The organism is Candidatus Planktophila sp. (assembly GCF_044232745.1).
Taxonomy (GTDB): domain Bacteria; phylum Actinomycetota; class Actinomycetes; order Nanopelagicales; family Nanopelagicaceae; genus Planktophila.
This window is the reverse complement of record NZ_JBIILI010000004.1, coordinates 13,971-26,939: the sequence shown is the minus strand read 5'-3', so window position 1 is coordinate 26,939 and position 12,969 is coordinate 13,971. Positions and strand designations below refer to the sequence as shown.

Here is a 12,969-nt window from a genome sequence, read left to right as displayed (position 1 = left end):
AAATTGATCACAAGGATCACAAGGATCGGAAGGCTAAATGATGACAAGCGCAGAAAAGGAGCAACGCTCCTTCTCGCACTCTTTATTTCAGGAGCTCTTCTATTGGGGCCTTCAATTTCGGAAGCTAACTTGACTAAGAAAACCCCTGCTTCCCCATTTCTTCTTGCGGGTGTCACCAACGTAAAGCAAATTTCACAATTAACTGGTGCCAAGTCACCGAACGCAACTGAAAAATATAAAATCGTGGGTACAGACCTCGGGTCGATGTTCCGGGCACACGGAAAAACCTGGTTTGTCTTCGGAGATACCTTCGGTGAGCGCGCAGCCAACCTCACCGGCGGCGGCGGAACAATTTGGCGTTCTAACACACTTGCATACTCATCTGATACAAATCCTTCTGATGGGATAAAACTTGATGGATTCATCGTCGACGATGTCGGTTGGGCGAAGGAACTTCTTAGCTCAATTAAAGTCGACAACCTCGAAATGACTGTAATTCCAACTTATGGTTTTGAGGCAAATGGGGCGATGTATCTGGCGTACATGTCAGTTAAACACTGGGGAGTTCCAGGCGAGTGGGAAGTGAACCACTCTGGCTTAGCAAAATCGAAAGACAAAGGACAAAGCTGGACGAAACTTGCAGCACCGCGATGGACAGGTACAAGCAATTTCGTACAAGTGAGTGTTACCAAGATTGGCAGCTATCTCTACTTCTGGGGCGTGACACATGGGCGCTTTAGTGGCGTTCAACTCATGAGAGTTCCAGAGAAGAAAGTTGAATCTTTAAAGGAATATGAATACTTCTCGGGAACAACCACAGATCTGCAGCCTAAGTGGAGTAAGAAGCAAAGTGCTGCAGAAACAATCGTTGAAGATACGGTTGGAGAGTTATCAGTTGTTTGGAATGGCTACCTAAAGCGTTGGCTTATGACATATACCAACGGCGGCGGAAGTGGGACAACAATTCGTGAAAGTGTTTCACCTTGGGGTCCTTGGGGTGATGGTTTATCACTGATTTCTGGTGAAAAGACTCCAGGGCAATATGCACCGTACATGCTGCCGGAATACACAGCTAAAAATGGAAAGACAATCTTTTTCACACTTTCATTATGGGATCCGTACAACGTCTTTTGGTATAGCGCTGATCTAGTCAAAAAGACCAGTTAACACCAAAAAATCGGCTCAAACCTGTGAGCCGAAAAAAAAGAAAAAGGAGATGAAATGCAAAAGAACCAGAGCAAAAAGCTTTTGGTGTTAGCGCTAGCGATCGCTGTATCTTTTCCGCTAAGCGCAAATGCTGCCAACAATGCGGCGGCTAAAACCGAGAAAGTTATTTTTTGGCAACAACAATTTGAGCCTTACCAGCAAACTTGGTTTAAGAAGTATGTTGATAAGTTCAATGCTTCTCAGAAAGCTGTAAAAGTAGAACTTTATGTTGTTCCTGGAGATGTATGGATTCAAAAACTTAAGACAGCTCAAGCTGCGGGTAAGAACCCAGATGTAGCAACAACTAATTATGGCAACATTGCACCAGGTGTTGCTAATGGCCAATTCTCAGCCCTCGACGGTTTACTACCAGCTTCAGCATTCGCCGATATTAAAAGTAATGTAAAGAGCTTTGTTACCGTTGGTGGCAAACACTATGCATATCCAATGCTTGTGGAACCATCGACAGTTCTTTACTACCGAACTGATCTAGTATTAGCTGCTGGTCTAGATCCACGTAAGCCACCTAAAACTTGGGCAGAGCTAATCGAATGGGCAAAGAAGTTAACGACGCCCACTGTAAAAGGAATGACTATCGCTTCAACCGCACCAGACCTAGGTTGGTCTTCGTGGGGATTGCAGTACAACGCTTGCGGCAGTCTGCCAATAAGTGATAACTGGGCAACAGCTGCAGCAACCAAACCTTGCTATACAAAGTTGCTTGATTTCTACAAGACTTTGTATCAAGACGGACTTATTCCTCAAACACCAAAAGTTGGTTATGCAGATGGAGCACCTTATGGACAAGGTGACGTAGCCATGATGGCTGGCGGATCATGGGTTATTGGTCAATTGAAAAATACTTTCCCAACAATGATCGCTAAGACAACTGTCGCACCATTTCCTTCTTGGGATGGAGATGCAAAAAAACCTACAGCCACTCTCGGCGGTTGGACACTGACTCTAGACAGCAAATCCAAAGTGAAGCCTGCAGCAGCAAGCTTCATTAATTACCTACTTGCTGGCAATGCTGCTGTTATGGCTGATTTCTTCAAGGCAGCCAGCTACTCAAAGTACACAGTGCGAACATCAGTGGATGTTGCATTGGCCAAAACACCTTCCGCAACCGACGATCCTTTCATGAAGATTATTTCTGACAAGATCGTTAAGTACGGAAAACAAGAGCCAGCGTATCCATGGGATATTAACTTGGCGATGGGTGCTGCTATTGAATCTGCCATGAAGAACGTTGCAGATGTTCCAACAGCACTTAAAAATGCTAATGATGCAATAAATGAAATCATTAAAAAGCAATCATTAGCTGGTACTAATCCAAGAAAGTAAGCTCTACTAAATCTGAGGTACTAGTAAAGAGCCCTCGAGGCGACCCTCGAGGGCTCTTTCTTAGAATGAGAAAGGATAGAGATGACCCAAAATTCACTGGGAGCGACCTTTAGTTCGGTAACTAAAAAGAGTACCTATCGGCGAGATAACAAAATTGCCTATTTAATGATTTTGCCAATGTCTATCCTGCTTAGTATTTTCGTTATATGGCCACTTATTTATGCAATATATTTAAGTACTTTTAAGTTAAGTTTCTATAAACCCGCAACGTTTGTTGGATTGCAGTTCTATCGGGATGTTCTGACTTCAAAGAATTTCTGGGATTCCATGGGAATCGGTTTCTATTTTGCGTTTTTAGTTGTACCGCTCGGATTAATCATTGCACTCCTGCTTGCAAGCTTTATCAAGACCTTAGGAAAAGGTCTTTCCGCTTTGATGAAAACAATCATCTATATTCCAACGACGATCTCGACTTTAATTGCTTCAGTGCTCTTTGTCTTCGTATATCAACAGGACGGTTTAGCAAACTGGATGTTAAAAATTCTTTCTCTCGCACCACGAGCATGGTTAAACGACCCAAATTTAGTTCTTCCGGCAATTGCGGTGCCAGCACTTTGGCTCGGTTTTGGAATAACAACTCTAATTTTGCTTTCCGGATTGCTTGATATCCCTGAAAGTTATTACGAATCTGCCCAATTAGATGGTGCCAATTTCTTTCAGAAAACATGGTTCATCACAATTCCCCTATTAAAGAATGTCTTTCTTTACTTATCTGTAGTCGGCTTTACCGGCGCAATTCAGATGATCGATCTACCGTTGGTGATGACACAAGGAGGGCCGGTTGGCACATCAACAACTCCTAATCTATTCATCTATAACACTTTTACTGATGGGAGCCCTTATTCAACAAGCTTCTCATTAGCTGCGGCTTTATTGCTTTTCTTCGTCCTAGGATCAATTACGTTTGCTTTATTCAAATTGATAAATTCTGATAAGGCTGTCGATGGTTGAGATATTGCAAAATGTAAGAGAAAGAGGATCACATGTTAATAAATAGATTAAATCAAGGGCTGAGGGCTAGCTTCATTTGTATCATAGCCTTAAGCACTCTTTTTCCACTTGCATGGATGGCTATCTCTGGTTTCAAGAGTCAAACCGAAGTCTTAATTAGCCCGTTTCAATATTTTCCAGAAGTTTGGATGTTTAGTAACTATGTAGAAATCCTAAATGATCCCACATTCATTCGAGCAATGATTACTACATTTGTTGGTGCCACAATTTTCACATTGCTCAGTTTGACGCTGAGCACCTTAGCGGCGTATGCATTTGCTCGTTTAGAATTTCGGGGAAAGCAATTTTGGTGGATTTTTTGCATCATTCCACTTTTTGTACCCTATATGGCAATTCTATTGACTTCATTCGTTGTCGTTGCAAAGCTGGGCATTTTAGATACCTATGCTGTTCTAATTCTTCCAGGAGCAGCCCAAGCATTCTCACTTTTCTTTTTGCGTCAGTACTATCTTGCAATCCCACTTGCCACTGAAGAGGCTGCTCTAATAGATGGTGCAAGTCGCTGGCAAATATTCCGATATATATTTTTTCCACAATCGGCGGGCCCATTAACCGTGATGGGATTTGCCACTTTTCTTATGTATTGGAATTCATACGTTTGGCCAATATTGACTATCTCAAATCCCACAATGATGACGATTCAGCAGTATCTAGGTGCTTTTCGATCCTCCCGTGGCAATGAATGGGGTCTCTTGATGGCTGGGTCCACCCTTGCAGCGCTCCCCACAATCATCTTGGTGCTCATTTTTCAACGTTTCATTGTGAATGGAGTGCGAATTGCCGGGATCAAATGAGATTTTTTGCTTGTAACTTTAAAGAATTCTTGTTGAGCTGTGGGAAATGATGAAAGCCGTGATAATTCAAGGTGCTGGCAATGTGTCAGTTGAAACTGTTCCGGATCCCACATGCAACGAAAGAGAAGTTATCGTTGAAGTTGCTTCAGTCGGAATATGTGGCACAGATTTACACATACTGGAAGGCGAATTTGCGCCAAGTCTGCCAATAATACCGGGCCATGAATTTGGTGGAACGATTGTTGAAATTGGAAGTAAAGTTACTGAATTTAAAGTTGGAGATCTTGTTGCAGTAGATCCATCTTTACATTGTGGAGAATGCTTCTTTTGCAAAAGAGGCCAAGGAAATCTTTGTGAAAATTGGGGCGCTATTGGTGTCTCCGTCTCGGGAGCTGCTGCTCAATATGTTGCAGTTCCAATCAAAAATCTTTACAAATTGCCAGCATCGATAGATTTAAGAAATTCAAATTTGATTGAGCCACTCTCGTGCGTAGTGCGTGGTTTTGATGTTCTTCCTAGAATTTCTGGTTCCCATTATTTAATATATGGATCAGGGACTATGGGCCTGATGCTAATGGAAATGGCGAGAGTCAATGGTGCAGCATCAGTTTCTATGGTTGATATCAATGAAGATCGCCTAGAGACAGCAAAGAAATTAGGGATAACACGGATTGCCACCAATGCTGATGACTTTCATAGTGAACGTGGCTGGGATGTCGTGATCGATGCGACTGGAAATGTTAAGGCAATTCAAGATGCGATTCCAAGAACTATGCCTGGCGGGACTTTTTTACAGTTTGGAGTTGCTAACTCCGGTGCGAAAATTGAGATTGACCCTTTCTGGATATACAACAAGGAGATCACCATTGCTGGGTCTATGGCAGTTCGCTATAGCTTCGAACGTGCCGGCGACCTATTAGCAGCAGGAGTATTGAACCCTGATGTAATGATTTCACACCGATTTACCTTGGAGGAGTATCCAATGGCGATACAGATGTTCAAAGATGGGATGGGACGTAAAATTACTATCGAGCCTAACCGGGTGAGATAATTTTAAGTACTTAACTACTTATTCTTACTAGATGAAGCTCTTGCTGCGCGAGATAAGAATAAGGCAAAGACAAGCGCCAAAACAATTCCAGTATTAACACCCATTTCAATCAGTGCCCGATTGAAGTACTCGGTTGTCTTTTCTTTTTCCATGGTCAGAGATGCGCCAACCCTAAGGATGTGACGAACTGCTGCGATGACACCAATAATTAGGAAGTTATCAAGCTGGAAAGCTCCATCAGTAAATCTAACTATCACTGTGCGCATGATTTCTAGAATGATGACAACAAACAAAATGTCATTGATTCCTTGAATCATTCCGACAGGAAAGAATGGACGAGTTTCAATGAGGCGCTGCAAGCTATAGCCGGCGGCCAAGATTGAAACTATGAACAGAAGGATTCCAAGGAAGCCGTGTAAAACATCTTCCAGTTTGTCGATGAAAGTTACAGGGATCAGTGATTCATCACTTTTGAGTAAACCCTTGACCGACTTGTACTTCATGATGACCACCCTTGTTAGCAATAGGCAAGGGCAAGCACAGGCTTAAGCCGTGGCAAGGGATTTGGCTACAACACACTGGCAAATGTGCATTCCCCGTGCATATGCATCCAATTTGCATGTCGACATCTGGCAGGCCTACCAATAACATTTGCAGTGGTCACGAGTTCCAGCATCAAGCCCCGGCTAACTGGACGGCAACCCTCCACCGCGGCGGGGTGCTCCGGGTGAAGACCAGGCCGACAGCGCGTATGTCGGCAAGCGTGGGTCTAACTAACTGCACTCATCACGTTAGTTTGGTTAGTGAAGATCCCCTGACACTTTAGGAGATTGAGTTGAGCTTAAGAGATAAGAAGTTTGGAATTTTTTCGGCAGTTGTAATTGCAGCTGCATTAACACTTACAGGGTGTTCATCATCTGATTCAGCAACATCTGAGAGCGCATCATGTGCAAAGGCAGATCTTGCGACAGTTACTGAAGGCAAGCTAACAATTGCAACGGGCGAGCCTGCTTACTACCCATGGATCATCGACGATGCACCAGAGACCGGAAATGGTTTTGAAGGCGCTGTTGCATATGCAGTTGCAAAGCAACTCGGATTTGATGCAGCAGATGTTGCATGGGTTCGTACAACATTTGATTCAGCTGTAACACCTGGAGAAAAGAACTTTGACTTCAACTTGCAGCAGTTCTCGATTACAGAAGAGCGTAAGGCAGCGGTTGATTTCTCATCTGCTTACTACACCGCTCCACAAGCAATCGTTTCATTCAAGGGAAGCAAGATTGATGGAAAGACATCACTTGCAGATCTAAAGGGTGCAAAGCTTGGCGCAGCTGTTGGAACAACATCACTAGATGCGATTTCAAACCAGATTGGTGCTACACCACAGGTGTTTAACGACAACGCTGCTGGTGTCTCTGCACTAAAGAACAAGCAGATCGACGGTCTAGTTGTAGATCTACCAACTGCTTTCTACCTATCAGGAGTTGAAGTTCCAAACGGTCTAATCGTTGGACAGCTTCCATCAACTGGTGCCGGAGATCAGTTCGGTCTCTTGCTCACAAAGGGCAGCGCACTAACTTCATGTGTATCTGGCGCAGTAGATGCGATCACTGCAGATGGCACATTGGCAGCAATTACAGATAAGTGGCTAGCAACAGATGCTGGCGCTCCTGTATTGAAGCCTTAATAGAGACTAAGAAGTAAACACGGTAGTTTGGCGACCATGACAGAGAAGCAAAGCTCTGCGTGGTCGCCGAGCTCACGTGAGATACAACGTCGCCAATCCAGGCGTGCGATAAGCCGCAAGCAAGCAGGTATTGCTGCGGCTTCTACTATTTTTGTCCTTGGAACGCTGGCGTTAATACTTGTCACTTCACCTGGTTGGGAAACTGTTAAAACAACTTTCTTTGATGTTGAATACGGCAAAGAAGTATTCCCGACAGTAATCAAGGGCCTTTGGATCAATCTGCAACTTACCTTTATTGGCGGAGCAGCGATCGGAGTTATTGCACTTGGTTTAGCGTTGCTGCGAACAACAAAGTCGCCGGCACTGACTCCCTTTAGATTTTTAGCAACCGCCTACGTTGATATTTTCCGAGGCGCTCCACTGATTTTGATTATTTTGTTAGTTGGATTTGGGGTTCCGGCACTTGGTCTAAAAGGTGTTTCAAGCAATGTAATTTTCTTGGGAACAGTCGCAGTTGTACTTACTTATTCGGCATATGTTGCCGAAGTTATTCGAAGCGGAATTTTATCGATCCACCCAAGCCAACGGGCAGCAGCTAGATCATTAGGGTTAACTTCAGGTCAAACAATGCGTTTTGTTGTTTTGCCACAAGCAATTCGTCGCGTGGTACCTCCACTATTAAATGACTTTGTTTCTCTCCTTAAAGACACAGGTTTGGTGTCAATTCTTGGTGTTACCGATGCAGTACGCGCAGCCCAGATCAACGCAAGTCGTACCTTTAATTACACACCATATGTAGTTGCTGCGATTTTGTTCTTGCTCATTACGATTCCAATGACTCGATACACAGATCGTGCCATCAGACAACGCACCAGTGCTCAGAATTCAGAGGGTGCCATCTAATGAGCAATGTTCTAGAACTTGTAAACATACGTAAATCTTTCGGCTCAGAACTCGTCTTAAACGATCTTTCTTTAGCGGTTCCTGAACACACAGCGACTGTATTAATTGGTGCATCCGGATCAGGTAAATCCACCTTACTTCGCTGCATTAATTTGCTGGAATCAATCGATGATGGACAGATTTTCTTGGATGGTGATGAAATCTCTGATCCATTAATAAATGTAGATGATGTGCGTAGGCGTCTAGGAATGGTTTTTCAATCTTTTAACCTTTTCCCTCACAAAACAGTTTTAGAAAACATCACCTTGTCGCCAATAAAAGTGCAGGGTAAGAGCAAAGATGAAGCCAACACTGCTGCAATAGAACTATTGAAACGCTTTGACCTTTCAGACAAAGCAGATCAATACCCAGATCGCCTTAGTGGGGGACAGCAACAACGCGTAGCAATCATTCGTTCCTTAGCTGTTAATCCCCGCCTGTTGCTGCTAGATGAAGTTACATCCGCACTTGATCCAGTTTTGGTTAACGAAGTACTAACCGCCGTCCGCGACCTAAAGAGTGATGGAATGACCATGGTTCTTGCAACCCACGAAATGGGGTTTGCTACCCAGGTAGCTGATGAAGTCTGTTTCTTAGAATCTGGCAACATTGTTGAGCGCGGAACAGCTGATCAAGTTCTGCACAATCCACAGAATCCGAAGACGAAGGAGTTCCTAAAGCGCGTACATCAGGCGGGTCGGCTCTAGAATTGACACATACCCCCGGGGGTATGGTACTTTTTCCTTAGTTAACCAACTAAGGAGTTAAAAATGTGTTCACGCGTTACATGTCATGTTTGCCAGAAGCCGACCTGGTCCGGCTGTGGCGAGCATATTGAGTCAGCGCTAGCTGGAGTTCCTGAAGCAGATCGCTGTAAGTGCTGAAAATGGCAACCAAAAAAATTGCTCATGTTTTATCTGATGAGGAACAAATCATTGCAATATCAAAACGAATTAAGCGTGCTCAGGGACAGCTTGGCGCAGTGGCCCGAATGCTTGAAGAAGGTCGCAGCTGCGATGAAATTGTGATCCAAATGTCAGCGGTCTCAAAGGCTGTAAACACAGCTGCCTTCACATTGATTTCAGCGAGCCTCAAAGAGTGCCTTGTTGAAGGTAAAAACAATTCTGAAGCGGTTACGGCACAGTTACAAAAACTATTCTTAAGTCTTGCGTAAGGAGATTTCATGAAAAAAGTATTTGCTTTAATCTCTTCCCTGTTACTTCTTGTAGGTTGTTCAACTAGCACGGCGGGAGCCACAAACATGAATGTTTTAGATTTTTCAAATAAAATTACCGAATCAGGTGTAGTGATTTTAGATGTGCGTACTCCAGGTGAATTTGCCGAGGGATATATAGAAGGTGCTCGAATGATTGATTTTCAAGGTGGTAGTTTTGAGACAGAAATCGCGTCTCTCGATAAGAACGCAACGTACGCCGTCTACTGTAGAAGTGGCAATCGTTCTGGCCAAGCCGTAAAGATCATGCAGGATGCTGGATTCCTTAATCTATTTAACCTTGAAGGTGGAGTCATCGATTGGGCAAACCAAGGTATGCCGCTCGTAAATAACTAATGAGAATTGTTGTTATTGGTGGAGTTGCTGGTGGAATGTCTGCTGCCACGCGTCTACGTCGCCTGAATGAAAAAGCAGAGATTATTGTCTTAGAAAAAAGTGGACATGTTTCATATGCAAACTGCGGCTTGCCTTATTACGTAGGTGGAGTTATTGAAGAGGAAAAGGATCTGCTTTTACAGACCCCAGCATCACTTCATGCTCGCTTCCGACTGGATGTCCGAGTAAGCACCGAAGTACTTGCAATTAATCCCGCTAAAAAGACAGTCGCTATAAAGAATCTTCTGAATGGCGAAACGTCTGAACTTGATTACGACAAGTTGATCTTGAGTCCTGGCGCATCACCTGTTGTCCCACCAATTCCTGGCATTGAACGAGGAATGACTCTCCGCACCGTCGAAGATGTAGAAAAGATTGCAGCCAGTGTTGGGAAGAATCCAGCAAGTGCAGTTGTAATCGGTGGCGGTTTTATTGGTGTGGAAATTGCAGAGAACTTGATTCATCGCAAGATTCCAACCGCTTTAGTCGAAGCAACACATCAAGTGTTGATGCCATTGGACCCAGAATTAGCAACATTAGTTGCACAAGAGATGAGAGCACACGGAGTCGATCTACGACTTGGCGCGAGCGTCGTAAAAATCAATACTGATTCAGTTGAACTTTCAAATGGTGAAGTTTTGCCAGCCGAGATCGTTATCTTGGCGATTGGCGTGCGCCCCGAAATTGGATTAGCAAAAACAGCTGGTCTTGAAATCGGAGTTCGTAATGGAATCAAAGTTGATGACTTCAATCGCACCAGCAATCTTGATATTTACGCGGTAGGAGATGCAGCCGAAAAGACCGATGCACTTGATGGAAGCGCGACCTTAGTTCCGCTAGCCAATTTGGCTAATCGTCATGGACGTGTTGTTTCAGACCACATAAATGGTTTAGCAGTTCGTCCCGTTAAAACAATTGGTACTGCGATTGTAAAAGTTTTTGACTTAATGATCGCAACAGCGGGTTGGAATGAAAAAAGATTGAAGGCGGCAGATCGTCCTCACCAATCAATTCATATTCACCCAAACTCACATGCTGGTTACTATCCAGATGCAAAACAAATCACACTAAAATTAATCTTTGATCCAAAAACAGGTGAAATTCTTGGTGCACAAGGTGTCGGAATCGAAGGCGTTGATAAGCGAATCGATGTAATTGCAACAGCAATGCGTGGTGGAATTACAGCACCTGAACTTGCAGGCCTTGAACTTGCATACGCACCACCATTTGGTTCAGCTAAAGATCCTGTAAACATGCTCGGCTATGTCGCAGAAAATGTTTTATCGGGCTTAAGTAAAGTTGCGCAGTGGCATGAGATTGATGAGTATCGTGAAAAAGGATTTGAGTTACTTGATGTTAGATCAGAAGCTGAGTGCGGACGCGGAATCATTCCAGGTGCGATCAATATCCCGGTAGATGAAATTCGTGATCGTTTTGCTGAATTGACGAATAAGAATCTTTTAGTCAACTGCCAAGTTGGCCTACGAGGACACACGGGTTCGATGCTTTTAAGAGAGCTTGGCTTTAATGCAGTAAATCTTGATGGTGGATATCTAACGTGGATTAATTCGCCCGCTGGGACTAGTGAGAAAAGAGACGTACATGTGTAGCAGAACGACTTGTCGTAAATGTGGAAAGCCTTCCTGGTCAGGCTGTGGCCAGCACATTGAAATTGCGCTCAAAGGGGTGGCAAAGAAGGATCGCTGCCAGGGTCATGCCAACGACCCCAAAGAGCCCGGCCTCTTCAGTAAAATTTTCGGCAAAAAGGGGTAAACACGCTCAAATTTCCGCTCACTTGCAAGCAAACGTCACCAAATCGTTACCTGAATCTCCTATTCAATGAGCGTACTGGCGCGTAGATTTCCAAGCGTCCAAAGGCTTTGTCCCCTCAAAACCTTATGACCTTCGAAGGCTCAACATAAGAGAAAAGGACAATGATGTCAGATCTAAATAATGGCATTTCCCGCCGTTCAGTACTTAAGGGTGCTGCAGTTGGCGGTCTCGGACTAGCAGCAGGTGGATCACTTCTTGCTGGTTGCGGAGATAAAGCAACAGGACCTCTTGCATACGGTGCACGTTCCGTAGATGCAGGTCCAACAGCACAGAACGAAGCTTTGATTGCTGCATACACAGCAAAGACAAAGAATGAAGTTAAGTACAACGCTACTGAATCAAATGCATTCCAGAACAACCTTTCACAGTATCTACAGGGAACACCTGACGATACTTTTGAGTGGATGGCTGGATACCGTATGCAGTTCTTCGCAGAGCAGGGTCTGCTCGCAGATCTAACTGGTGTGTGGGATGCAATTGGTGATCAGTACTCAGAGAGCTACAAGATTGCTTCAACTGGTCTTGATGGCAAGCAGTACTTCGTTCCAAAGTCATGGTACCCATGGGGTCTTCACTTCCGTAAGTCAATGTTTGCTGACTTAGGTTTGAATGCAGACAACGTAACAAACTGGGATGAATACCTAAAGATGCTTGATGGTATGAAGAAGAAGGGTCTTGTTGGTTTCGCTGCCGGAGATAAGGGCGGCTGGGAAGCAATGGGAACATTCGACATCATCAACGCTCGCGTTAATGGTTACCAGTTCCACGTAGATCTACTTGCTGGCCGCGAAAAGTGGACAGATGCAAAGGTCACAGATGTGTTCTCACACTGGGCAGAGTTGCTTCCTTACATGAATCCAAACGTTCTAGATCTCGAGTGGGATGGAGCTATGCAGCTTCTTCTACAGAAGAAGGCTGGATCAATGCTTATGGGTTCATGGTTCGGTGGAAACTTCAAGGAGCAATCAGAAGCTGATTACGCCGACCTTTCTATCATTCCATTCCCAGAAATTAACCCAGAGCACGGTCGCGACACAATCGATGCACCTATCGATGGTTGGTGCGTAGCTGCAAACGGTACAAATAATGATGGCGGAGCAGACTTCTTGAAGTTTGCTGGCGACATGGAAGGTGTTAACGCAACACTTGCTGCAAAGGATGCAAACGGAGCTCTTATTCCGATGACATCTGCAAACAGTGGACAAGACACTGCTTCATACGATGCATTCCAGAAGGAACAGCTAGCAGTTATGGCTGAAGCAAAGTACATCACTCAGTTCCTTGATCGCGATACTCGTCCAGACTTTGCAGGTCCAGTTGTTGGTCCAGCAATTCAGTCATGGTTCAAGAATCCAAAGGATGTTGCAAAGATCCAAGATACTTTGCAATCACAGTGGGATGCACTTCCTCCTCTAGCGTAATCTTCAAT

At 44.3% G+C, this 12,969-nt stretch carries 15 protein-coding genes and 1 riboswitch; of the genes, 14 read left to right on the top strand and 1 reads right to left on the bottom strand.

What is annotated here, in order from left to right; all coding sequences use genetic code 11:
- Positions 1–129: 129 nt before the first annotated feature.
- The 5 genes from AC9UGD_RS03685 to AC9UGD_RS03665 all read left to right on the top strand — a co-directional run bounded on the left by AC9UGD_RS03685 (position 130) and on the right by AC9UGD_RS03665 (position 5,466).
- Positions 130–1,167, top strand: a complete 1,038-nt coding sequence (locus tag AC9UGD_RS03685; protein WP_509569711.1) for a glycoside hydrolase family 183 protein — start codon at positions 130–132, stop codon at positions 1,165–1,167.
- 54 nt (positions 1,168–1,221) lie between these two features.
- Positions 1,222–2,550 carry an ABC transporter substrate-binding protein gene (locus AC9UGD_RS03680; RefSeq protein ID WP_509569709.1) on the top strand — a complete coding sequence of 443 codons (1,329 nt, stop codon included), beginning with the start codon at positions 1,222–1,224 and terminating at the stop codon, positions 2,548–2,550.
- Between the two features lie 81 nt (positions 2,551–2,631).
- Positions 2,632–3,561 (top strand): carbohydrate ABC transporter permease, encoded by a 930-nt coding sequence (locus AC9UGD_RS03675; protein ID WP_509569706.1) that lies wholly within the window; start codon positions 2,632–2,634, stop codon positions 3,559–3,561.
- A gap of 116 nt (positions 3,562–3,677) precedes the next feature.
- Positions 3,678–4,415, top strand: a complete 738-nt coding sequence (locus AC9UGD_RS03670) for a carbohydrate ABC transporter permease (RefSeq protein WP_509569703.1) — start codon at positions 3,678–3,680, stop codon at positions 4,413–4,415.
- Positions 4,416–4,464: 49 nt separating this feature from the next.
- A complete protein-coding gene (locus AC9UGD_RS03665) occupies positions 4,465–5,466 on the top strand; it encodes a zinc-dependent alcohol dehydrogenase family protein (protein ID WP_509569983.1) in 1,002 nt (333 codons plus the stop codon).
- Positions 5,467–5,480: 14 nt separating this feature from the next.
- Here the strand turns inward: AC9UGD_RS03665 and AC9UGD_RS03660 are convergent, their stop codons facing one another.
- Complete coding sequence (locus AC9UGD_RS03660) at positions 5,481–5,969, bottom strand: phosphate-starvation-inducible PsiE family protein (protein ID WP_509569700.1); 489 nt, start codon at positions 5,967–5,969, stop codon at positions 5,481–5,483.
- 155 nt (positions 5,970–6,124) lie between these two features.
- Positions 6,125–6,236, top strand: a riboswitch (SAM riboswitch).
- Between the two features lie 65 nt (positions 6,237–6,301).
- On the opposite strand from AC9UGD_RS03660, the gene AC9UGD_RS03655 reads away from it, so the two are divergent.
- The 9 genes from AC9UGD_RS03655 to AC9UGD_RS03615 all read left to right on the top strand — a co-directional run bounded on the left by AC9UGD_RS03655 (position 6,302) and on the right by AC9UGD_RS03615 (position 12,961).
- Positions 6,302–7,156, top strand: a complete 855-nt coding sequence (locus AC9UGD_RS03655; protein ID WP_509569697.1) for an ABC transporter substrate-binding protein — start codon at positions 6,302–6,304, stop codon at positions 7,154–7,156.
- A 36-nt stretch (positions 7,157–7,192) separates the two neighbouring features.
- Entirely contained in the window at positions 7,193–8,059 is an 867-nt protein-coding gene (locus AC9UGD_RS03650; RefSeq protein ID WP_509569695.1) for an amino acid ABC transporter permease, read from the top strand.
- A complete protein-coding gene (locus tag AC9UGD_RS03645; RefSeq protein WP_509569692.1) occupies positions 8,059–8,805 on the top strand; it encodes an amino acid ABC transporter ATP-binding protein in 747 nt (248 codons plus the stop codon). Before AC9UGD_RS03650 ends, AC9UGD_RS03645 begins: the two co-directional genes overlap by 1 nt.
- A 63-nt stretch (positions 8,806–8,868) precedes the next feature.
- Positions 8,869–8,982, top strand: coding sequence for a DUF8730 family Cys-rich protein (locus AC9UGD_RS03640; protein ID WP_509569689.1), 114 nt, complete (start codon positions 8,869–8,871; stop codon positions 8,980–8,982).
- 2 nt (positions 8,983–8,984) lie between these two features.
- Positions 8,985–9,272 carry a metal-sensitive transcriptional regulator gene (locus tag AC9UGD_RS03635; RefSeq protein WP_509569686.1) on the top strand — a complete coding sequence of 96 codons (288 nt, stop codon included), beginning with the start codon at positions 8,985–8,987 and terminating at the stop codon, positions 9,270–9,272.
- A gap of 9 nt (positions 9,273–9,281) precedes the next feature.
- Positions 9,282–9,668 carry a rhodanese-like domain-containing protein gene (locus AC9UGD_RS03630; protein WP_509569684.1) on the top strand — a complete coding sequence of 129 codons (387 nt, stop codon included), beginning with the start codon at positions 9,282–9,284 and terminating at the stop codon, positions 9,666–9,668.
- A complete protein-coding gene (locus tag AC9UGD_RS03625) occupies positions 9,668–11,317 on the top strand; it encodes an FAD-dependent oxidoreductase (protein WP_509569681.1) in 1,650 nt (549 codons plus the stop codon). Before AC9UGD_RS03630 ends, AC9UGD_RS03625 begins: the two co-directional genes overlap by 1 nt.
- On the top strand, positions 11,310–11,480 hold the full coding sequence (locus AC9UGD_RS03620) for a DUF8730 family Cys-rich protein (RefSeq protein WP_509569678.1): 171 nt from the start codon (positions 11,310–11,312) through the stop codon (positions 11,478–11,480). The genes AC9UGD_RS03625 and AC9UGD_RS03620 overlap by 8 nt, the downstream gene beginning before the upstream one ends.
- Positions 11,481–11,644: 164 nt before the next feature.
- A complete protein-coding gene (locus tag AC9UGD_RS03615; RefSeq protein ID WP_509569675.1) occupies positions 11,645–12,961 on the top strand; it encodes an ABC transporter substrate-binding protein in 1,317 nt (438 codons plus the stop codon).
- The last annotated feature ends 8 nt before the right edge of the window (positions 12,962–12,969 follow it).